1 protein-coding gene is annotated in these 26,219 nt (G+C 50.2%); it reads right to left on the bottom strand.

Annotated features, from left to right (window positions below; translation table 11 throughout):
• Positions 1-38: 38 nt before the first annotated feature.
• Complete coding sequence (locus V7S65_RS06225) at positions 39-26,198, bottom strand: Calx-beta domain-containing protein (protein WP_336388844.1); 26,160 nt, start codon at positions 26,196-26,198, stop codon at positions 39-41.
• Between the last annotated feature and the right edge of the window lie 21 nt (positions 26,199-26,219).

Below are 26,219 nucleotides of genomic sequence, written 5' to 3'. Positions count from 1 at the left end.
TTTACTTTTTTTGTAGCAGATAATATTTTTATTGTCTTTTACCGCAGTATTGTTATCCAGCCTTTATACTTTTTAATACCACTCTCCTTCTTCACTTCCAGTATATAGTAGTAGGTGCTTTCGTTCAGGTTGGAACCGTTCCAGTCGTTACGGTAATCCTTCGATTGGTACACCTGTCCACCCCAACGGTTGAAGATGTAGATCGCAGAACCCGGATATTTCTCCAGCCCGCCGATGACGAACCTTTCGTTCTTGCCATCGCCGTTTGGCGTGATCACATTCGGGAAGGATAAGTCTGAACCTTCTACTCCTACCGCAGACACCCCTACGTTATTGGTACTATCGGCATCCGGCATGTTTGTACTGTAAGCGGTGGCTTCGTTGATCAGCTGTCCGCCTTCTATTACACGGGCTGTCAGCGTCATTTGTACGGAAGCTCCAACTGCCAGGTCGCCAATGTTCCATTCTATCAGTTTAGTCGCCGGCGTTACCACTACGTCTCCTCTTTCTGCGGAAGTATGACTAGGCACATCCAGCTGTACCGGTAAGCGGTCTTCTGCTTTCACAGCGGTTACCGGTATGTTACCCGCATTCCTTACGGTGATGCGGTAGGTCAGGTTCTGACCCATGCGGTAAGGTCCAACTGCCGGCGCCACGATCTCTTTGGTTACAACCAGGTCGCCTGCCAGTTTATCGGTATCTGTGATAGTGACAGTAGCGTCGCTGGCAGCACCTTTCGTGAAGGTGTAGCTGGCCGATTGTCCGCCGGTGAGCATGAATATCACTGTTTCAGGTGATTCCACTTCACTGTCGTTCAGCACACTCACGGGAACGGTTACACTGCTGGCGCCTGCCGGGATGGTAATCGTACCGGTAATGGCGGTGTAGTCAGCATCCGGTGTGGCCGTACCACCTATCATGTATTGTATAGTGATGGCGTCTGCTGTGCGCTTGCCGCTGGCCAGGCTGATGGTGAACTCGCCGTTGACATTCGGCTCAGTCGCATCCGGTCTGCTGGCGGTAACAACCAGGTTCAGGTTCGTGTTATCATCGTCTGCAATGTTTACGGTAGCAGTGCTGTTAGTACCTGCGGTGTAGTTAACGTTGCCCGACTTACCACCGGTAACAGTAAGTATTACTGTTTCCGGCGCTTCTATCAGGTCATCATTTGTTACGCTTACGGGAACGGCTACACTATTCTGACCGGCAGGGATTACTACCGTGCCTGTGAGGGCGGTGTAGTCAGTGCCACCTGTGGCACTACCTGCTATGGTATAAGTAACGGTAATGTCTTCAACAGGTATTTTACCGCTGGCAAGACTGATCGTAAACGCTCCCGGTGTAGCTGGTTCTGCCGCATTTGGCGTAGTGGCACTAACCACCAGGTCCAGGTTGGTGTTATCATCGTCTGCTATGTTCACCGTAACAGTATTGCTGGTACCTGGTGTGAACACCAGGCCGGTAGCAGTACCGCCGGTTCCTGTGATAATTACTGTTTCATTTCCTTCAATCAGCTGGTCGTCGGTTACGGTTACCGGTATGGTAACGCTGTTCTGACCTGCCGGGATTACTACTGTACCGGTGAGGGTGGTATAATCGGCGCCACCTGTAGCCGTACCTGCTATGGTGTAGCTGGCGGTGATATCCACGGAAGCGGTAACACCTGTTGGTAAACCAATACTGAAGCTTCCATTAGCAGCCGGTTCTGCACCGTCGGCGTTTTTGGTGACGTTCAGCACCAGGTTGTTTTCATTATCCGTGATGTTCACGGTAGCATTACCGGTACCTGTGAGGGTAAAGCTGGTAGAGGTACCACCGTTCAGTGTCAGGATCACAGTTTCTGTACCTTCTATCACCTGGTCGTCTGTTACGGTTACGGGAACGGATACACTATTCTGACCCGCCGGGATCACTACCGTACCTGTAAGGGCGGTGTAATCTGCATTCGCGGTAGCGGTACCAGCAATGGTGTAGGTTACGGTGATAGCTTCTGAAGAAGTAATGCCTGCCGGCAGACTGATAACAAAGTTGCCGTTAGTAGCCGGTTCTGCGCCGTCTGCACCTTTTGTAACGGTCAGCGCCATGCTGGCCGGCGTGCTGCTTTCATTATCGGTGATATTTACGGTAGCACTACCATTGCCGGTGAAAGTGAAGTTGGCAGAAGTACCGCCGTTAAGCGTACCAATTACTGTTTCTGTTACTTCTATGATCTGGTCATCTGTTACGGTTACGGGAACGGATACACTATTCTGACCCGCAGGGATCACTACCGTACCTGTAAGGGCGGTGTAATCTGCGTTCGGGGTAGCGGTACCGGTTACGGTATAGTTCACCGTGATGTCTTCAGATGAAGTGATACCTGCAGGCAGGCTCACAGTAAAGTTGCCGTTAGTGGATGGTTCTGCACCATCTGTTCCTTTGGCGATGGTCAGTGCCAGGCTGGCCGGTGTGCTGCTTTCATCATCAGTGATGTTTACGGTAGCATTACTGTTGCCAGTGAAGACGAAGCCGGTGGATGTTCCGCCGTTGAGCGTCATCGTCACGGTTTCAGTTACTTCAATTACCAGGTCATTTACCACGGTTACGGGAACGGCTACACTATTCTGGCCTGCAGGGATGGTGATGGTTCCTGTGATGGCGGTGTAATCTGCACCACTGGTAGCGGTACCACCTATCGTATAGTTTACGGTGATGTCTTCAGAAGAAGCGATGCCCGAAGGCAGACTGATATTAAATCCACCGTTGGTAGCCGGTTCTGAAGCATCTGTTACTTTGGTTACAGTAAGTACGCGGTTAGCCGGTGTGTCCTCATCATCTGTAATATTCACGGTGGCATTACCAGTACCTGTAAAGGTAAAGCTGGTGGATGTACCGCCGTTCAGTGTCATGATCACGGTTTCGGTGTGTTCAATCAGCTGATCATCTGTTACTGTTACCGGTACATTCACACTGTTCTGTCCTGCCGGGATCACTACCGTGCCGGTGAGGGCCGTATAATCTGTTCCGCTGGCAGCAGTGCCGGTGATGGTGTAGTTCACGGTAACATCTTCAGAAGAAGCAACACCTGCTGGCAGGCTGATGGTAAATGCACCATTTGTTCCCGGCTCTGCGGCGTCTGTGGTTTTAACCACACTCAGCACCTTGTTGGCAGGATCGCTTTCATCGTCGGTGATGTTTACCGTAGCATTGCCTGTACCGGTGAAGGTGAAGCTGGTGGATGTTCCGCCGTTCAGTGTCATGATCACCGTTTCGGTGTTTTCAATCAACTGATCATCCATTACTGTTACCGGTACGTTCACGCTATTCTGACCAGCAGGGATCGTGATGGTGCCGGTGATGGCGGTATAGTCTGTACCGGCAGTTGCGGTACCACTAATGGTATAGTTAACGGTGATAGCTTCAGAAGAAGCGATACCGGTTGGCAGGCTGATGATAAAGCCGCCGTTGGTAGCTGGTTCTGATCCGTCTGTTGCTTTGGTTACAGTAAGCACCTTGTTCGCTGCTGTGTTCTCATCGTCCGTAATATTCACGGTGGCGTTGCTGGTACCTGTGAAGGTAAAGCTGGTAGACGTACCGCCGTTCAGTGTCATGATCACGGTTTCGGTGTTCTCAATCAACAGGTCGTTGATTACGGTAACCGGTACATTCACGCTGTTCTGACCCGCCGGGATAATGATCGTTCCGGTGATGGCCGCATAGTCTGCACCACTGGTAGCGGTACCACTAATCGTGTAATTAACGGTGATAGCTTCAGAGGAAGCGATACCTGCAGGCAAGCTGATGTTAAAGCCGCCGTTGGTAGCAGCTTCTGCTGCGTCTGTTGTCTTTAATACCTTCAGCACACGGTTAGCCGCTGTATTCTCATCATCCGTAATATTCACGGTAGCATTACCACCGGTAGTGCTGGCAGTGAAAGTGAAGCTGGCAGAAGTACCGCCTGTGATAGTGGCATCTACGGTTTCGGTATTCTCAATGAGCTGGTCATTTGTTACTGTTACCGGAACCACTACACTGTTCTGACCCGCAGGGATTACTACAGTACCGGTTAAGGCGGTGTAATCCGTACCACTGGTGGCAGTGCCGCCTACGGTATAGTTTACCGTAATGCTTTCGGATGAAACAATGCCAGCCGGCAGACTGATCGTGAAGCTACCGTTTGTAGCCGGTTCTGCGCCGTCTGTTGTTTTCACAATAACGAGGGTGCGGTTAGCCGCGGTGTTCTCATCATCTGTGATGTTCACGGTGGCTGTGCTGCCACCGGTGAAGGTGAAGCCGGCAGATGTACCACCCGTGATAGTCATACCCACTGTTTCGGTATTTTCCAGGATCTGGTCATCCATTACCGGTACCGGTACGGTTACGCTATTCTGACCGGCAGGGATTACCACGGTACCACTGAGGGCGGTGTAATCTGCTCCGCTGGTAGCTGTACCGTTGATGGTGTAGCTCACGGTGATCGCTTCTGAAGAAGTAATACCTGCAGGCAGGCTGATGGTGAACTCACCATCCGTACCTGGTTCTGCGCCGTTCTTAGTAGCGGCTACAGCGAGTATGCGGTTAGCCGGGATGTTGTCGTCATCCAGTATGTTTACAGTGGCGCTGGTGGTGCCGGTGAAAGTAAAGCTGGCAGAAGATCCGCCGCTCAGCGTCATCACCACTGTTTCTGTATTTTCTATCAGTTTGTCGTCGATCACCGGTACGGAAACAGTCACACTGTTCTGACCTGCAGGGATCACTACCGATGCGCTCAGCGTAGTGTAATCAGTCCCTGCGGTGGCGGTGCCGCCGATAGTATAATTTACCGTTACGTTCTCAGATGCGGTAATACCGGCAGGCAGACTGATCGTGAATGTACCGGCTGTAGACGGTTCTGATGCGTCGGCAGCTTTGGCTACACTAAGAATCCGGTTAGCCGGGATGTTATCATTATCGGTAATATTCACGGTGGCGTTACCGGTACCTGTAAATACAAAGCTGGCAGATGTACCGCCGTTCAGCGTCATGATCACGGTTTCGGTGCCTTCAATGATCTGGTCATCTGTCACTGTCACGGGCACGGCTACACTATTCTGACCGGCAGGGATGGTGATCACTCCTGTGATAGCGGTGTAGTCTGTACCAGCCGTAGCAGTACCTGCTATGGTGTAGTTAACAGTGATGTCTTCTGAAGAAGTAAATCCGGCAGGCAGACCGATACTAAAGCTGCCGTTGGTAGCCGGTTCTGCGCCATCGCCTGTGTTGGTTACCACCAGTACGCGGTTAACAGCCGTGTTATCATCATCTGCAATATTTACGGTAGCATTACCGCTGGTAGTGCTGGCAGTGAATGCAAAGCTGGCAGATGTACCGTTAGTCAGCGTCATGATCACAGTTTCTGTGCCTTCAATGATCTGGTCATCTGTAACGGTAACTGGTACGGCTACACTATTCTGACCGGCAGGTATGAGTACTGAACCGGTAAGGTTGCCGTAATCAGTACCATTCGCGGCGGTACCGGTGATGGCGTAGTTCACGGTGATATCTTCTGCTGCAGTGATACCGGCAGGCAAACTTACATTGAAGTTGCCGTTGGTGCCTGGTTCTGCACCGTCTGCTGTTCTGGTTACCAGCAGCACACGGTTTGCAGCGGTGTTATCGTCATCATTAATATTCACAGTAGCATTACCGTTGGTAGTGCTGGCAGTGAAGGTAAAGCTGGTGCTTGTACCACCTGTAAGCGTAAGGATCACGGTTTCGGTGTTTTCAATGATCTGATCATTGATCACACTCACTGGTACGTCTACACTATCCTGTCCCGCTGGGATCACTACCGTACCGCTAAGGGTGTTGTAATCGCTTCCACTTGTGGCGGTACCACTTACGGTATAATTCACGGTAATATCTTCGGCCGAGGTTACTCCTCCAGGCAAACCGATCCTGAAGCTGCCGTTTGTTGCCGGCTCAGCTGCATCGCCTGCGTTACTTACGCCCAGTACCCGGTTAGCCGGCGTGTTATCGTCGTCTGCGATATTCACGGTAGCATTGCCGCTGGTGCTGCTTGCCACGAGCGTGAAGTTGGTGGAGGTAGCTCCTGTAGCCGTTAATATTACTGTTTCTGTATTTTCTATGATCTTATCGTCGGTTACGACTACGGTTACCGGTGCACTATTCTGACCAGCAGGGATCACCACGGTTCCACCCAGGGCGGTGTAGTCAGTACCGCTGGTAGCGGAACCGCCTATGGTATAATTAACCGTGATATCTTCTGATGCAGTATAGCCTGCCGGCAGTCCTACTGTGAATGTGCCATTGGTAGCTGGTTCCGCACCGTCTACAGGATTGGTCACATTGATCACCAGGTTAGCCGCCACATTGTCGTCATCTGCAATGTTCACAGTAGCATTACCGCTGGTGGTGCTGGCAGTGAAATTGTAGCTGGTGCTGGTACCACCTGTCAGCGTGAGGATCACCGTTTCGGTAGTTTCAATTACCTGTTCGTTGATCACCGGTACAGTTACTGTTACGCTGGTTTGACCTGCAGGAATGATCACCGAGCCACTCAGCGCGGTATAATCTGCGCCGCTGGTTGCAGTACCACTGGTGGTATAATTCACCGTGATGTTTTCATCTGCGGCAACACCTGCAGGCAAGCTGATGGTAAATACGCCATTGGTACCTGGTTCTGCCGCGTCGGTGGTTTTCACCACAGAGAGTACGCGGTTAGCGGCCGTGTTATCATTGTCTGTAATATTCACGGTAGCGCTGCCATTGGTAGTGCTGGCGGTGAGCGTGAAGCTGGTGGAAGTACCGCCGTTCAATGTCATGATTACGGTTTCGGTATTTTCTATCAGCTGATCATCCTGTACCGGTACTGAAACGGCTACACTGTTTTGTCCTGCTGCGATCACTGCGGTACCTGTAAGTGCGGTATAGTCTGTGCCGCTGATGGCAGTACCCGTTGTAGTATAAGTAACGGTGATGTCTTCAGCCGCTGTATATCCGGCTGGTAAACTGATACTGAAGGAACCATTGGTAGATGGTTCTGCGGCATCTCCTGCATTAGCAACGCTCAATACCAGGTTAGCGGCCACGTTATCATCGTCAGTGATATTTACGGTAGCATTACCGGTACCTGTGAAGGTAAAGCTGGTGGATGCACCGCCCGCGAGGGTGGTAATCACTGTTTCTGTATTCTCAATGATCTTGTCGTCTGTTACAACAACGGGAAGGTCTACACTATTCTGACCTGCCGGGATCACTACTGTAGCGCTTAAAGCGGTGTAATCAGCATTGGCGGTAGCTGTACCTGCTACGGTATAATTCACGGTAATGTCTTCTGCTGCGGTGATACCTGCAGGCAGACTTACGGTGTAGGCGCCATTTGTTGACGGTTCAGCGCCATCTGCTTTTTGTGCGATAGTCAGTACCAGGTTGGCCGGGTTAGTGGCTTCATTATCTGTGATATCTGCGGATGCGCTGCCATCGGTGCTGCTTGCCACCAGGTTGAAGCTTGTACTGCTACCACCTGTTAAGGTTACAATCACTGTTTCTGTATTCTCAATGATCTGGTCATCTTTTACAGCAACCGGGAGGCTCACACCTGGCTGGCCCGCAGGCAGTACTATGGAGCCAGTGAGAGCTGTGTAGTCACCACCGCTGGTAGCAGTACCGGCTACGGTATAATTAACTGTGATATCCTGAGAGGCGGTGTATCCTGCAGGCAAACTGATCGTGAATGCCGCGTTGGCAGACGGTTCTGCACCATCTGTGTTTTTCGCAATGCTCAGAACAAGACCGGTCGGCGTATTATCATCATCTTCAATATCCATAGAAGCATTACCGCTGGTAGTGCTGGCCGTGAAGTTGAAGTTGGTGCTGGCGCCGTTGTTCAGGGTCATGATCACGGTTTCGGCACCTTCAATGATCTGGTCATTGGTTACTGTTACCGGTACCACTACCGTGTTCTGGTTGGCCGGGATCACTACTGTACCGTTAAGGTTGGTATAATCCGTACCATTCACGGCAGTACCGGTGATGGTATAATTTACGGTTACATTTTCTGCAACGGTAACACCTGTGGGCAGGCTGATCCTGAATTCACCATTGGCAGCCGGTTCTGCTGCATCGGTGGTCCTGATCACGCTCAGCACCAGGTTATCCGGTGTGTTATCGTCGTCCGCAATATTCACGGTAGCATTACCATTGGTAGTGCTGGCGGTGAAGGTAAAGCCGGAAGAAGTACCGCCGGTGAGACTCATAATCACCGTTTCCACGTTTTCTATGATCTGGTCATCTTTTACGTTAACTGGTACAGATACCCCATTCTGACCAGCAGGTATGATCGCCGTAGCGCTCAATGCCGTATAGTCGTCGCCGGTAGTGGCGGTACCTGTAACGTTATAGTTCACCGTGACAGGCACTGATGAAGTATAACCGGTTGGCAGGGTGATACGGAACGAGCCGTTGGTACCCGGTTCAGCAGCATCTGCTGATTTAGCCACACTGAGTACAAGGTTAGCCGCTACCCCATCATCGTCTGTAATATTTGCGGTAGCATTACCATTGGTAGTGCTTGCCGTGAAGACAAAGGCCGGAGAAGTGCCACCTGTAACAGTAGCTATCACTGTTTCTGTTCCTTCTATAATCTTATCGTCTGTAACGGTCAGCGGTACAGGTGCACTGTTCTGGCCGGCAGGTATTACAACAGAGCCGGTGAGTGTAGTGTAATCTGTTCCGTTAACGGCGGTACCTGCGATGGTATAATTTACTGTTATTGGCAGGGCCGATGTAACGCCGGCAGGCAAACTTACGGCGAATGCGCCGTTAGTACCTGGTTCAGCTGCATCGGTTGTTTTGGTAATGCTGATTACCTGGTTAGTTGCGGTATTATCATTATCAGCGATGTTCACGGTAGCAGTGCTGTTACCGCTTGCAGGCGCAAAGTTAAAGCTGGTGCTAACACCACCGGTAAGGGTCAACGCTACGGTTTCTGTTCCTTCTATTACCTGGTCGTCGGTTACATCTACCGCTACTTTAACATTGTTCTGACCAGCAGGTATCTGTACAGTCCCGGACAGCGCGGTGTAGTCGTCGCCACCTGTGGCGGTACCGGCTACGGTATAGCTTACGGTGATGTTTTCCGATGAGGTGTAACCTGCAGGCAGGCTGATAGTGAATTCTCCATCTGTAGACGGCTCTGCACCATCTCCAGTGTTGGTTACCAGCAATACTTTATTTGCGTTGGTATTATCATCATCAGCGATATCCAGACTGGCTGTGTTGCCGGCTGCATCTGCACTGTAGGTGAATGAGTTACCGTCTGTACCACCTGTAAGGTTTAATATAGCCGTTTCCGTATTCTCAATAATCTTGTCATCTATTACCGACAGCGGGATGGTAATGCTGTTGTTATTGGCCGGCAGGGTAATAGTGAAAACTGAATAGTCGGTATTACGTATGGCAGTACCAGTCATGTTATAGTTCAGCGTGATATTGGCGGCGGAAGTATAACCGGCAGGCAGGCTTATCGTATAGGCGCCAGCGGTAGATGGTTCTGCAGCATCAGTGGTCTTCACCACTTTCAATACCTGGTTCACAGCAGTGGCGTCATCATCTGCAATGTTCACGGTAACATTATCGTTGGCCGGATCCGGCGGGAAGATGTAGGCGTTACCACCACCATCTGTAGCGCTGCCCGACAAGAGCGTGATTGTCATTGTTTCAGTAGGCTCAATGATCTGGTCGTCCAGTACCTTGAGATTTACTGATATAGCATTGGTATTAGCCGGGATCACAATAGTGCCCAATGCTTCATAGTCCACACCGGATACAGCGGTACCAGATACGCGGTATCCTACCGTAACATCCTGTGCGGAAAGAGCCGCACCTGCCAGCTTCACTGTAAAGGAGCCGTTGTTAGCTGGTTCTGAGGCATTGGTGCCGGGAATTACCTGCACCGGCGTGGTGCTGGCAGCATTGGCATCTATAATATTTACTACCGCTCCATTACCGGAAGGATCTATGGTAAACGGATAACTGCTGGAAGCTGCGCCGGTGAGTGTCAATACCACGGTTTCTGGTCCTTCGATGATACCATCGTTACCGGCGTCAACATCTATGAACACTTCATTGGCTCCTGCTGGGATCACAATATTACCACCCGACAGTCCCAACAAGTTGTAGTCAACTGTATTATCGGCTGTTCCTCCCATCGGGCTATTAGCAAAGGTCACCACCACATCTTCAGAGCTGGTAACACCCGGTGGCAGGGAAATCCTGTACTGCCCGTTAGTGCCGCCTTCTATAGCATCGGACACTTTGGTGAGTAACACAATATTGCTGTTGGCAGCATGATCATTGTCGGTGATATTCACGGTAGCAGAGCCGCCGCCACCTGCAACGGTGTAGGTAAACAGTGCGTCGCTACCTCCGGTGATATTCATGATCACGGTTTCATCCGGCTCAATCACGGTGTTGTCTATCACATTCACGGGAACGGATACACTATTCTGACCGGCCAGTATGGTGATGGTACCGGTAATAGCCTGGTAATCTGTACCAGGAGTTGCGGTGCCACCGGCAATGGTATAAGTTACCTGGATATTGTTGGCTGCGGTAATGCCTGTTGGCAGGCTCACTTTAAAGCTACCGTTAGTAGATGGTTCTCCCGCATCGGCTGCTTTGGTAACAGCCAGTACCTGGTTGGCAGCGGTGTTATCATCATCCGCCACATTCACCGTTGCGTTGCCGTTGGTAGTGCTGGCGGTATATGCAAAGCCGCTGCTCGTGCCACCGCTAACAGTAAGGATCACGGTTTCTGTACCTTCTATGATCTGATCGTTGGTAACGGTTACGGGAACGGTTACACTATTCTGGCCGGCAGGGATTACAACGGTACCTGTAAGGGCGGTGTAATCGGTGCCACCTGTGGCTGTACCACCAATTGTATAGGTGACGTTGATGTCTTCTGATGGTAAGATACCGGTAGGCAAGCTAATAGTAAACTCACCATTGGTACCCGGTTCTGCCGCGTTGCCGGTGTTGGTAACACTCAGTACACGGTTGGCCGGTGCGTTTTCATCATCAGTAATATTTACGGTAGCATTGCTGTTAGTAGTGCTGGCAGTGTAAGTGAAGCCGGTGCTGGTGCCGCCGGTCAGCGTGAGTATCACCGTCTCGGTGTTTTCCACAAGCTGGTCGTTGATCACACTAACTGGTACGGATACACTGTTTTGACCCGCAGGCAGGGTTACCGTGCCGGTAAGCGCCGTGTAGTCCGCACCGCTTCCCGCGGTACCTCCTACTGTATAGCTTACGGTAATTGGTAACGCCGCTGTATAACCTGTAGGCAAACTGATCGTAAAGGCGCCGTTGGTGCCTGGTTCTGACGCATCGCCGCCATTCACCACACTCAGTACCTGGTTCGCGGCAATATTATCATCATCGAGGATATTAGCCGTAGCACTGCCGTTGGTAGTGCTGGCGGTAAAGGCGAAGCTGGTGCTGGCGCCGTTGGTAATGGTGGCAATGATCGTTTCAGTACCTTCTATGATCTCATCATTTGATACGTTTGCAGGAATCACCACGCTGTTCTGACCAGCAGGTATAATCACGCTGCCACTTAATGTGGTATAGTCTGTACCGTTAGTACCGGTACCTGTAACTGTATAGTTAACCGTTACCGGTTCTGATGTGAGTATAGTTGAAGGGAGACTAACCTTGAAGCTGCCATTAGCAGCAGGTTCTTCAAGATCTGCCTGTTTCACAATGCTGAGCACACGGTTGGTCGCTGTGTTGTCGTCATCTGTGATATTCATTGTTTCCTGGCCATTGGTAGGGCTGGCAGTGAAAACAAGACTGCCGGCAGTGCCACCGGTAATAGTTACTACAACTGTTTCGGCGTTCTCAATGAGTTTATCATCGATCACGTTTACAGGCAGTGTAATACCGTTTGCACCGGCAGGGATGGTAGCGGTGCCGCTAAGGGTAGCGTAGTCTGTTCCACCGGTAGCCGTGCCGCTTACGGTATAATTCACCGTAACAGGCTGGGCGATCGTTACCCCTGCAGGCAGCTTAATGTTGAACACATTGTTTGTTGCCGGTTCGGCGGCATCGCCTGCTTTGGTGATGCTGAGCACGCGGTTGGCCGGGTTATCATCATTATCGATAATGTTTCCCGTAGCGCTGCCTTCAACCGGATCCGGGGTAAAGGTAAAACCGCCGGCAGTGCCACCAGTGATAGTTATTACTACTGTTTCTGTGCCTTCTATAATCTGATCATCCACCACGTTACCAGCTGAAGCGCCACCCAAAGCACCAGCTGGAATAGTAACTGTTCCGCTGAAATGTCCCGGAGTCAGGCCGTTATAATCTGTACCTAATAGTGCAGTACCACTTACCGTATAATTTATGGTTACGGGTTGAGAAACGGTTACTCCCGGAGCAAGCAGGTAGTTGAACCTGATAGTACTGCCTCCTTCGGCTCCATCGCGGGCTACCTGCACCCTTATCATGCGGTTAGCCGCGGTATAGTCGTCGTCAGTAATGTCTACTGTAGCGGTTTTAGCTGTTGTGGATGCGGTGAATACAAAGCTACCACCGGTTCCGCCGGTAATAGTCGCAACAACTGTTTCGGTCGGTTCAATGATCATATCATTGATAACAGTAACCGGTACGGCCACACTATTCTGACCAGCCGGTATGGTTACAGCGGCAATGGTGTTATAGTCAGTGCCGGCAGTAGCCGTTCCTGCTACAGAATAATTCACGGTAACAGGCACAGAAGAAGTGATTCCCGCAGGCAGGCTTACGGTGAAGCTGCCCGGGGTACCAGGTTCTGCTGCGTTACCGTTATTGCTGATGCTCAGCACACGGTTAGCGGCAGTGTTATCATCATCGGTGATATTTGCAGAAGCATTGCCGTTTGTAGTGCTGGCGGTATAATTAAAGTTGGTAGAAGTACCGCCGGTGAGCGTTACTACTACTGTTTCGGTACTTTCTATCTCCTGGTCGTTGATCACATTTGCAGGCAGTGCAACACTGTTCTGTCCTGCCGGGATGGTTACCGTACTGCTTAATGCAGTGTAGTCCGTACCACTGGTAGCAGTACCACCTATGGTATAACTTACAGTAATATCTTCCGAAGGCAAAATACCTGTGGGCAGGCTGATCTTAAATGCTGCGTTGGTAGCCGGTTCTGCAGCATCAGTAGTTTTAGTGATGCTCAGTACACGATTGGCTGCTGTGTTATCGTCGTCGTTAATGTTCACCGTAGCATTACCGTTAGTAGTGCTGGCAGTGAAAACAAAGCTGGTGCTGGTACCACCGGTGAGGGTCAAAATAACCGTTTCGGTATTTTCCATCAGCTGATCATCGATAACAGTTACAGGCACCGTTACGCTATCCTGACCGGCGGGTATTACCACCGTATTAGTAATTGTAGTATAGTCGGTACCGTTAGTAGCCGTACCGCTTACGGTATAAGTTACTGTGATAGGTTCTGAAGAAGTGATACCTGTTGGCAGGCCGATTTTGAACGCTCCATTGGTAGCTGGCTCGGAAGCATCGCCACCGGCATTGATCACGCCTAAAACACGGTTAGCCACGGTATTATCATCATCGGCGATAGTTGCCGTAGCGCTGCCGTTGGTGCTGCTCACAGTGAAAGTAAAGCTGGTACTGGTACCGCCGGTCACCGTTGCAATAACGGTTTCTGGGATCTCTATGATCTTATCATCAGCAACGGTGAGCGGTAAGGACACACTATTCTGTCCTGCAGGCAGCAGAACAGTTGTTCCCAGGGCGGTGTAATCTGCGCCACTGGCGGCAGTACCGGTAGGCGTATAGGCTATGGTAATATCTTCTGATGAGGTGACACCCGCAGGCAGGCTGATCGTGAAAGCGCCATTGCTAGCCGGTTCTGCGGCATCAGTTGTTTTAACGATACTCAGTATACGGTTGGTGGCAATGTTATCATTATCAGCGATAGTAACAGCAGCGTTGCCGTTGGTAGTGCTGGCGGTATAGGTAAAGCTGGTGCTGGTACCGCCGGTAAGCGTTACAAGCACAGTTTCCGGAATCTCAATCACCTGGTCGTCGGTTACACTAACGGGCAGGGCTACACTTGGTTGACCAGCCGGTATCGTAACGGTACCTGTAAGGGTGGTATAATCAGACCCACCTGTGGCTGTACCGCCTATGTTATAGCTGACGGTAATGTCTTGAGTTGGGATAATACCTGCCGGCAAACTGATGGTAAAACCACCATTAGCTGCCGGCTCTGATGCGTCGGCCGTTTTGGCGATACTCAATACCAGGTTGGCCGGTATGTTTTCATCATCTATTACATTCACGGTGGCATTACCGGCAGATGTGCTCGGTGTAAGGTTGAAGCTGGTAGAGGTACCGCCTGTTACGGTCAACAATACTGTTTCAGCGTTTTCTACAAGCTGGTCGTCGCTTACGATAACCGGCACGGCTATGCCGTTCTGGCCCGCAGGGATGATTACTGATCCGCTCAACGCGCCATAATCCGCGCCTGGTGTGGCGGTACCGCCAGTGCTATAGCTCACGGTAATATCTTCCGATGCGGTAACACCCGCTGGCAGGTTTACATTGAAGGCGCCGTTGATAGCCGGCTCTTTAGCATCGCTGCTCCAGGTTACGCCTACGGTTGTTTTAGCAGGATTATTACTGTCGTTATCATTAATGTTCAGAGAAGCAGCTGCCTGTGTGCCGCTGATATTATAACTGCTGCCGCTGGTGGCGCCGGTGGCGGCGTTCAGCGTAACTGTTACGTCTTCTGTTATTTCAAGGATGTTATCATCGGTAACCACTACGGGCAAGGCTACACTATTACTTCCCGCCGGGAAGGTAACAGTGCCGTTCAGCGCCGTATAGTCGGCGCCGTTAGCAGCCGTACCTGTTATGGTATAGTTCACGGTAATATCTTCTGTGGCCACTACGGATGCAGGCAAGCTGATACTAAAGGAACCGTTCTGTGTACCTTCTGTACCGTCCTGTACTTTGTTGATGGCCAGTACTTCTTTGACAGCAGTTAAACCGCCAAAAGTAGAGAAGTTCTGAATACCGCTGAATTCAACGTATTCCACGCCATCCTGCTGACCGGTAGCGGATGGGGCGATCTCGGTAATATTCGCCAGTCCCTGGGGAGCCAGATCGGCCAGGGTAGCGGTAATATCACCAGCATGCTTGAACCATGTCCACCGTTGTGCGCCTGTTACGCCGCGGGTACCGGAGAGCATGTTCTCTGCATTGGTTCTTTCTACAGGATTCCAGAAGAGGCGAAGCGTTACGCCATTGTTCTGAGTCAGATTAGCACCGGTATAGGTAATCTGTACCAGTCTGCGCATTAACTGCGTACCATAATCGGTACCGCTGTTTTTGCCCAGCGCTGCGGTCATATCCCTGTTCACATCTACAATAGCAGACAGTTTGGTTACGTCCATTGTGTTGCCGTTCAGGGCAATGGAAGCAATGTATTTATTAGGATCAGAAGGATCAATGAAATAAAGTGTGCCGTTATTGATACAGGTGGCGGCCACTGTTCGCACGGTAGCATCCGGCACCAGGTTGGCGGTGCGTTCAGGATGACTGGTAATGAGTGTAAACACCACACCATCTGTAAGTGCGCTTACATTTTCGAAGCTCACTACACCTCCGTTAAAGGCGGTGGCAGGTATTTCAGTAACTGTACCGGTAGCAAAGTTACCGTCGCCATCCTGGTCGATCATGATGGTGAAATCGGCTGCTGCGGTACCTCCTACGGTGATGCCGTTCAGATCGAACTGCAAACTGAGTGGCTGCGTGCTGATATCATAATTGGTGAACTGCGTTTTCCATTCCTGGGTAAGGCGTTCAGCGATACAGCTGCCAACCGGCAGGTCGGTGCCGGTTACCGTGAGCGCATTGCTGTTGCTGCCGAGTATGAGATAGCTTTTATCTGCACCGAAAGTACTTGTGTTATCTGCATTGGTAGCGGCAATGGAACGGATACCGGCAGTGAGGATAGAGCCGGTATGTACGCTGCGGGATTGTTTCTGTACAAGCCCTTCTGCATCATCCCTACCAATACCAAAGATGTTGTTTTTATAAGTACTATTAGCGGTAGCGTTCCAGATCACGGAGCCGTTTGTGGCCAGGTAATTCTGCGCCGCTGATTGGTCAAGCGTGATACCGTATTTAATACCGAGGTATGATTCTATCTGCCGCGCCTGTGTAGACGTGAGTGCAGATTTGTATACAATCACTTCAGGGATCTTACCATTGAAAATCCGGCTGTCAAATGAATTATCATCTCCGGTACGACCACCTACTTCAAAGAAAGGACCATCTGCCTGCGGCGCACAGTTTGTACCGAGTGGGCCCTGTTTACCGTTCAGCCAGATGCTTCCGTTCAGCGCGTTGGCAGCGTTTACATACACACCCCTGGCAATGATTGGCCCGGTATAAGGAGGCGTGGATTGTGCTACAATACATCCTGCGCCGTCAAGTCCATAATTACCCGGGGTCGCCATCACAAGTCCCCTGCCCGTGTTGCCTATTGCCACCCAACTGCCGTTAGTAGCGAAAATACCGTTCATCGAGTTCACAACAGGGCCTTCCAATGCATTTACAGAGAAGATAGAAAGGTTAGCCGATGTATTCCAGTTGATGGCATCACTTCCTTTAAGGGATTTGCCCGATGCACCGCTGAAATCAACCGCCGGGTTAAAGTTAATACCATTAGGAACACGAACGATACCTGCTGAAGCAGTGATCGGATCTGTATGACTTGGTTGTGCAGCACGCAATTCTGTCACCATAGTACCGCTTTGGTTCAGCCATTGTTCTACCTGGTTGCTGCCATTCACCTGTACGTCTGCATCTGCTTTCACCCACAGCTTTTCACCCTGCACGCCACCCGGTGAGGTAACGAAACTGGCAAAAGTGAAGTATTGCCCATTGGTAAGATCAAGGGTGGTTGAATAGCTTGGAACGCCGTTCACGTCTCCTTCAGACAGCTGGATGAACTGGTCTGCCCCGTCAAAAGTAGCATCGCTGCTTATTGCCAGGTAAGGCGTGGTAGCGCTTAACGGCAGCTGATTTTTCGGGATGGAAATGGCCACCGAACCAACGGTACCTGTTTCCTGCACTTTCCAGATTCTCGCCATACGTGTAGTTACAGCGGAGCTACCGGTGATGGCGGTGGTAAATAAAGTGCTGGCGCCATCATCGCCCCACACCATATATGATTTATCTGCTGCGAATGTATTGGTATTGGCAAGATTGCTTGCAGCAATGCCGCCCAGACCCACTGTGGGCTGGAAGCCTGCATTGATGCTCCTGCTCTGCTTCTGTACCAGTCCTTCCACATCATCGCGGCTGATACCGGTGATATTGTTTTTATAAGTAGCATTGGCCGTAGCATCCCATACTTTAGTGGTGCCATCAGTAGCCAGGTAATCGGTAGCAACAGTTTGATCTATCGTATAGCCGTACTTGATAGCCAGGTAAGTGGATACACGTTGCCGTTCAGTGGCGGTTAACGCGGCTGGATATACGATAATATCTCCCAGCGTACCGTTCCAGGACTGGTTAATGTCCCACGGAGCGCTACCTACCTGGGCGCCGCCGGTACCTGTATTCCAGGCTTTCGCCAGTGGCCCGCCCAACACTTTCATTTTACTGTACAAGGTGGCATTGCCGCCATTGCCGGCCCATGATCCCACCATTTCATTAAACATGCCCGCCTGCCAGTTACCGGCAGCACTTACCACGTCATCGGCATATCCCACAAAATCGGCTGTGCCATTGCTGCCAATCGTGGCAATACCGTTACCGGTGCTGGTACCTGCAGCGCCATATCCGAGCATATATCCGTTGCCGGTGATGGTTGATAAACTACCGGTACCGAAGAATGTTCTGGCACTGGTGCCTAACGGCAGCTTGGTAATATCCAGGTTCAGATAATCGGCCCCGTCAAATTTCACTACCGGGTTAAAGTTGGCGTTGTTTGTAGTATTATTCATGTACAGCGGCTGACTTGCCGGTACAGTTGTTTGTGTAGCGTTGTTCAGCTCTGATGCGTAATCCGTCCAGCCATTGATAGCACTGTTGTCTGTAGTGCTGGATGTACCTGCATCGGCACGCAGCCACAAGCTGGTACCAACCACACCACCAGGCGTTTTGATAGACGCACCGTAAGTGAAGTATTGGCCATTAGTTAAATCCACCGTAGCGGCATATTGTTTCACACCGTTGAGGGTGGTAGCTGTCACCGGAATGAACTGGTCCGTTCCGTCGAAGGTATCGTCATTACTGATAATGAGGTACGTTTGCGCGGCATTGGGCAGTGCGTTGTATGGCACTGCTACCTGTACGTTGCCAATGGTACCGGTTTCCTGTGCCCTCCAAACCCTTGCCATGCGGTAGTTAGCCACAGGGTGGCCAGTGAGCGGAGTTTTAAAGAGACTGCTGCCGGCATTATCTCCCCATACCATGTATGATTTATCCGCTGCAAAGGCATTCGTATTTTCTGTATTTGTTTCAGACAGGCTGTTCAGGCCGATAGCCAGTTGCATGCCGTCTGCTGTATTACGGGATTGTTTCTGGTTAAGATCTTCTGCGTCGTCGCGGCCGATACCGGTGATATAGTTTTTATATGCACTGTTTGTTGCAGCGTTCCATATGGTGTTGCCATCGGTGGCCAGGTAATTAGAGTTGCCATTATTCAGCGAAATACCATACTTGATGGCCATGTAAGTATTGACACGCTGTTGCTCATTTGGAGTGAGTGCATTTGCATACACGATCAGGTCGCCCATTCGGCCACTGTAGGAGTTGGGACCGTTCCAACCAAGCTGGAAGGGGGTATTGTTACCGGTAAGTATACTGTTATTATTACCGTTAGCTACGTTTAACCCATTCCGGTAAATGGCCTGCCGGTTGGCCGCAAGACTATTATCGTTGGTGTTTGTCCAGAGAATGATCTGGTTATTGATATCTCCTGCATTATAGCTAAGACGGTTACTGACATACGGCGCATCCCAGTAAACAGTATTATCAGACCAGGTGGCATGCAGGGTGAACTGGGTGCCTGTGCCGGCAGGTTCTGTAAAAATAACTGTGGCAACAGTATTCGATTGGCTACCTGCAAAAAATGCGGCTTCTCCGGTGTAAGTACCTGTCTTCAGCAACGAAACACCTGTCATTGCATTGATCACATTGGTGCCACCATTAAACTTCACCACCGGGTTAAAGTTCATGTTGTTCGTAGCATTATTGAAATACAACGGCTGACTGGCCGGTGTAGCTTGTGACATATTATTCCCATTAGGGCTGTAGTCGTTCCAGCTACTGATCGGTGTGTTATCTGCGTTGGCAGAAGTACCCAGATCCGCGCGCAGCCATACCAGGCTACCGCTGTTTACTCCGCCGGGATATTTTACCGCAGCACCGAAGGTGAAATATACACCATCAGGCATCAGGCTGGAGTTGAGCGTAATTGTTTTATCTGCATTCAGCGGCAGCTCCTGGTTAATAGTAGCAAAAGTAGGATCTGTACTGATCAACAGGTATACTTTCGTACCCGGTGCATCCGCTTTGAGTGTAATTGGCTGATCCGCCCAGTTGGTTTTATCTACCTTCCAAACGCGGGGCAGGCGGCGGGTAACGTTTGTTCCGCTTATAGTACTTCCGTAAGAGGTAGCTAACTGCCCGTTATCTCCAAATACAAAGAAAGATTTATCGTTGGTAATAGTATTAGTATTCTGTTCATTGGTAATAGCAATGCTGTTACCCAGGGAGAGGGTTACAAAACCAGTGTCTACACTGAGCGATTGTTTGGTGTTCAGTGCAGTGGCGTTATCTCTTCCTATACCGGTAATGCGTGATTTATAGATCGCATCAGCGGTCCAGTATTTAGAACCATCGGTGGCGAGATAGTCAGTGGCGCCCTTACCGATCGTAATACCATATTTAATACCGAGGTAAGATTCTACCGACTGGCGTTCTACATCTGACAATACACGGTTATAGGCGATCACTTCTCCCATTTTGCCATTCCAGTAAAGTCCCCTGGCGGCAATGGTACGGGAACCAATAGAAACTAAATTGGTAGTGAGTGGCGCTAAACTAATAGTTCCCTGGTTGTCGAGCGCGTAGTCTTGAAACACACGTACTCCATTGGGTGTATTATTTAACTGGGCACCGCTAAAAATATATGGCTTACCGGTCTGGAAAGAATTATTACCGGTTACAGCAATCACTTGTGCAGCATTTTCAAGGTATTGCAATTTTCCGGAAACGATCCGGAATTCCATTCCATGAGCTGCACCCACATCGCCGCTACTAATAAGATCTCCGGCATTGGCATATGCGGGACTGCTACCCACCGCAAAAACGGTAGCTGTAGCCGGATTTATACGCGTAGTAGTAATATCCAAAAAGTCGTCCGTACCATCAAACACAAGGCCGTAGTTGAAGTTAAGCGCCTTTGCATCCGTGATAGGCTGACTGCCCACTACACCCTGTAACGCATTATTGCCATAGTTACTATAATCGCTCCACTGGCTGCCACCAGACATACCATCATCTGCACGCAACCAGAAATTAATACCATCTTTTACACCATTCGGCCCGGTGATGGCCCTGGCGAAAGTAAAGTACGCGCCATCAGCCAGCACGTTGCTGTTAACAGTAACGGTACCATCGGCATCCAATGCGTAAGTAGCATCCCCTGCACCAAAAGTAGCATCAGTACTTACGAGCAGGTAAGTCCGCGCGTTGCCGCCGGACAATTTGAAAGTAATATCCTGGTCGGCCCAGTTATTTTTCTGTGCTTTGAAAACGCGCGCCATGCGGTTGTTAATATTACTGATACCAGTTACCGGTGTCAGGAAAGTAGTAGCCTCGCTGTTGTCGCCAAAGGTGAAGAAAGAAAGATCGTTGGTAATAGCCGTTGCATTGTCTTTGTTAGATGCAGCAATTGCCGCACCCACAGCAATGGTTACTATGCCGGTATCGGAACTCACGGACTGTTTCTGATACAGCATGCCCCTGTCGTCACGGCCTATACCGGTAATATGTTTAGCGTAGCTGCCACCAGTGGAGGCTTGCCACATTTTAGTGGTACCATCACTGGCGAGGTAATCCACAGGCGTGTCTATTCCCAGCGTAAGACCGTACCGCAGCGCCATATAGGATTGTACCTGCTGGCGTTCCACGGCGCTCAGCTTACGGGAATATAATATTACTTCAGGTATATCACCATTGAACACCGAATTGTGACCGGCCCCGATATAATCCCTGTTGCCGACTGGTGACACGAAGTTTACCGCGTTGGTATTGGCTGTCAGTAATACCTTTCCATCAATACCAGCAGCCCAGTCGTTGGTGGCGCTCCAGATATTCAGCATATGCGAATTGTGCACATTTACACTGGCAGGGTAAGCAAAGTTTCTGCGGGCCGTGCCGGAGCCAAAGTAAGTATATTGATTGTTATTGCTCCATACATATACAGACTGGTTACTGGCATAAGTTCCTCCAAATTCAAAAGGATAATTGGCGCCAGCGGTAGCTGCATCAACATTGGATGTTTGTACGCTAAATATTTCGCCGGCGGTAAAAGTATTGGCGATCTCCGGCTGCTGTATGAAATAATTGCCGCCGGCGCCACTGCCGGCAAAGCTGATACCAGGGTTAAAGTTAAAGGATGCTTTCTTCCAGGGCACACTTCCTCCACTAACAAGCGACCATGTGCGACCGGCAGCGCTCAGCTCTTTCCATTGCGTGACGTTGTTGCCGCTCATTACTGCGCTATCCGCACGGGCCCATACTTCCAGGCCGGCGGCTATACCTGCCGGTGCTGCCTGTGCATTGGCAAAAGTGAAATAGGCGCCGTCTGGCAGGTCACTGCCGGCAACCGTCAGCACCCCTCTTGAATCCAGTACATAAGCCTTATCCCCTGCCCCGAAGGTTTCATCGTTACTTATCAGCAGGTAGTTCGTATTATTTCCTCCCAGCAAAGCCAGCCTGATATCATTCGTCCAGTTGGTGCGATCTACTTTATAGATACGCGCCATGCGCACGGTAATATTACCCAGCCCGGTAACGGCCTGGGTATACGTAGCTGCCTGTCCGTTATCGCTGAATGTAAAGAAAGAAAGGTCGCTGGCGATATTGCTGAGATTTTCAGCATTGGATTCTGCCAGGCCACTTCCCGCGCTGATGGTTACATTGGCGCCGTCCAGCTGTGAGCGGCTTTGCTTCTGGAGCAAGGTGCCGTTATCATCCCTGCCTAAGCCGGTAATACGTTCCCCGTAACCGGTATTTTTGGAGGCGGTCCACATCCGGGTACTGCCATTGCTGGCGATGTAATCGGTCATGGCGCCGGCAGCGGTTTTTAAAGTGAGGGCATATTTCAGGGCAAGATAACTATTCACCTGCGCACGCTCGGTGGCGTTCAACTGCCTGTTGTAGAAGATCACTTCAGAAATGCGGCCGTTGAAGATGGAGTTATGTCCTGCGCCGATGGCCGTGTTCTGCCCTGCACCTCGCTTGAAATCAACCGGGAAGGTAGTGCTGCTGCCTATCGTTTTACCATCGAAGTTCAGCGCCCAGCTGCCTGGAGCGCTCCAGTTATTTAATATATGCGCCTTCTGTACATTAAAGCCTGTCAACGGATAACCGGGTCGTGTGGTAGTTCCGAAGTGCGTATAGTGGGATCCGTTATAAACATAAAACTGGTCGGTAAGCGTACTTGGGTCACCGCCAAATTCAAATGGGAAACTGGGCGTGGTAGAAGTAGCTGCCAGGTTGGAGAACTGCACGGAGAATATTTCACCTGCGGTGTAGGTTTCGGTAAACCTCGGTACGGAGAAATAGTTGTTCGCCAGGATGCTTACACCCGGGTTAAAGTTAACAATGTTCTTTTCCCAGGAGATAGGTGCGGCAAGGGCTAAAGGCCATTCTCTCTGTACCGCCTGATCTGCCCATTTGGTGATGTTACCATCAACAACCGTCGCACCTGCATCTGCTTTCACCCATGCCTGCAGATTAGTGGCTACTCCGCCGGGGAAACGCTGCTCCAGACCGAAAGTAAAGAATGCACCATTGGCCAGGTCGGCGCTGGAAAGGGTTACTGTACCTGTGCTGCTCAGTTTCAATTCACGGGTAATGGTGCCAAAAGCTGCGTCTGTACTGATAAGCAGGTAATTATTCTGATTACCGCCGTCCAGTTTCAGGGTTACCTGCTTGGTATTATCCCAGCCGGCAGTTTTCTGTACCTTCCAAACGCGGCCCATACGCTGTGTGGCGTTTGTGCTGGTTACCGCAGTAAAGTAACTGGTAATACCGTTGTTATCACCAAATACCAGGAATGATTTATCCTGTGTGAAAGTATTTGTATTGGCAGCATTGGAAACGGCCAATGCATTTCCTAATGCAATGGTCACGATGCCGGTATCCTGGCTCAGCGATTGTTTCTGATTCAGCATGCTGCAATCATCGCGGCCAATACCGGTGATGCGCGTGCCGTAACCTGTATTGGAGGCAGCGGTCCATATTTGCACAGCGCCATCGCTGGTAATATAATCCGTTGCACCCGCATTCAGCGTGATACCGTATTTCAGCGCCATGTATGATTCAATGCGCTGTATTTCTGCAGGAGTAAGATCACGGTTGTAGATGAATACTTCAGGGATCAATACCTTTGAAAATTCACCGTTAAACGCACCGCCCACATCCAGGGTCCATACGCCGGCATCAGAAGCCGCACCGTTTTTCAGCAGAACCCCGTTGCCTTTAAATTCATATGCGCCGGTTGCTCCCCTTTCAAATGAGTAGAGTTTACCTTTTGTGGTTATTGCATTTCCGGTATTCAACCAGGCTTCCGAATACAGCCGGTTTTCCGTCCCGGCGTGCCAGCCCAATAATTTATTACCGGTGGAACTGGTGAATACGCGGCCGGTTTGTGAGCCTTCCAGAAGTCCCATACCCATAATGGAATAAGCGCCCGTTACACCAGCTGAAGCAGGTACTACGTGCGCGTCGTTACCATCATAATAAATGGCGGGGTTGAAGTTCACCATGCCGGTGGTATTGTCCGGATCACCTGTCACAATCATGTGATTGGCATTCCCGGAAATATCGCCCCAGTTCACGCCGTTCACTGCCTGATCCGCCCTGTACCAGGCCCGGATGCCGCTGTTTACACAGGCAGGCCCCTGGAAGGTCATAGGGATGCTGTTGCCAAACTCCGATGTACCGCAATTGTTGGCGGGTATACGGAGCGTGGCTGTCCAGAAACCGATGCCGGTGGCGCCGGGTCCTGTATTATAGGTAATCGTTTGTGTAGAAGTACCAGCGGCTAATCCTGTTAGGGTCGTAACATAATATTGCCCGCTCGTTTTGTTCGTAGCGGGATCATTGGCGTAAATATCTACCGTGTATTGCGCACCGGCTGTTATATTTGGTATCGTGAGTTGCAACTGGTACTGCCCTCCCCCCTGTGCGGTGGATGAAACCAGTACCGGCGTTTTGCCGGCAGCAGCTGTGTAAGTACAGTTACCGGCTGGCAACGCGATGCCCAGACCGGTATTATTATAAATGGAGTTATTGGTGATGATCACTTTGTTAGGGGCGTCATTGTTAATGCCCGTGGCTTTGTTGTCGTGTATCACGCAACCGCTTACCTGTGCATCCGTTACCCCTGCGCCACCGTAAAACCAGATGGCGTGGTTAGTGTTGTTCACCAGGGTATCGCCTGCCAGATCTACATCTGTTACCGCATTGGCGCCGTTTACCACGATGCCCGACCGGGTTTGATTATAGAAAGATGAATTAACGATATCCACATTGCCTCTGGCGAAATTGCCGCCAAACTCAATACCATCCGTATTATTGGTGAACTTTGAATTAGTTACCTGGAAATTTGTGGCTGCAGCAGCTACAGTAATACCATCTACATCGAATTCATTAAAAGTAACATTATTGATGGTGACGTCTGTAGCGCCTGCCAAAAACCCAATACCATAGTCCCCGTCGTCTGTAGTGGATAGCTTGTCCCCGTTCAGCACGGAGTTAGTTATATTACATCCGTTCACCGTACTTTCAAACCTGATGTAGTAGTTGCCGGCGTACACTCCGGGCACACGGTTTTCTATCAGCGCATTATTAATTGTAATATTGCTGGCAGCGCCATTGAACCAGATGCAACTAAGATCGTTTTCATTGATACTAATCGTATCCAGGGTGATATTATTCGTAGTATTATCGAAGCGGATAGCATAGTCCCCGTCATCATCCGCGCCTATCACGTTCAGATCTACCGTAGTCCGGTTAATCTCAAAATTAGTAGTAACAAAATCGCAATAGATACCAAGCGATAAATTGCTCCACAAGCTATCAATGGTTACATTTCTGAACATCACATTATTGGCCGTTTCCACTGCACCGGCAGTATTATCGAGCACAATACCATTCTGGAAACCACTGATGTTACTGTTGGTTAGCGTAAACCCGTTCACGCCCGCATCCCTGAACACAATACCCTCAGCGCCACGCACATTTCCCGCTGTGCTGAGCTGGATATTATCCATTACCAGGTTGGTCTGCATACCGTTCATAAAATAAAAAGCCCGCCCGATAACAGGGCCGGCGCTATTAGCAGGTTCTACATCCGTAGAATATATATTCTTTACCGTTAGATCCGTTGATGCCCCCTGCACCCTCATAAATGCATTCAGGAAGTTACCAACCGTACTGAAAGATCTTATATTATCAATGGTGATACCTGTCCTGTTCGGAAAAATATCTACATCAATATCCCCGTTGTTCTGTATGGTAAAATTCCGGATAGTTACACTATCTGCATTAATCACAAAGGGATTAATAACGGAATTGGTACCGGTGGAATACAGCAAGATCTTGTTCTGCCCATCGATAGTCAGCTTCTTTGACGTAATGGTGGGCATGGAAGACGCGAGCGTAATCTGGCCGTGTACATTGAACACGATGTTATGCGGCCCCGCGCCCGCTGCGTTTGCATCCAGGATCGCCTGTCTTAATGAACCAGGCCCCGCGTCATTGGTATTGGTGACGGGGAAGCTGTTTGCAGTCGCGGCAACGGTCATCATCATGCCAAACAGTGCCAGCAACAAACGCTTACAGCCTTTACTGAAAAATCTTGAATCGGGATTCGTAACATTAAAGAGGGACATAATGCAATAAACTTTGTGTAA

Source organism: Chitinophaga sp. CCNWYY40 (assembly GCF_037483205.1).
Taxonomy (GTDB): domain Bacteria; phylum Bacteroidota; class Bacteroidia; order Chitinophagales; family Chitinophagaceae; genus Chitinophaga; species Chitinophaga ginsengisegetis.
Note: the sequence above shows the minus strand (reverse complement) of the source record. Positions and strands in the feature narration are given on the sequence as shown.

Excerpts from the sequence above, each read along its gene's own strand:
- V7S65_RS06225 (WP_336388844.1), bottom strand. The coding sequence starts at position 26,198 with ATGTCCCTCTTTAATGTTACGAATCCCGATTCAAGATTTTTCAGTAAA.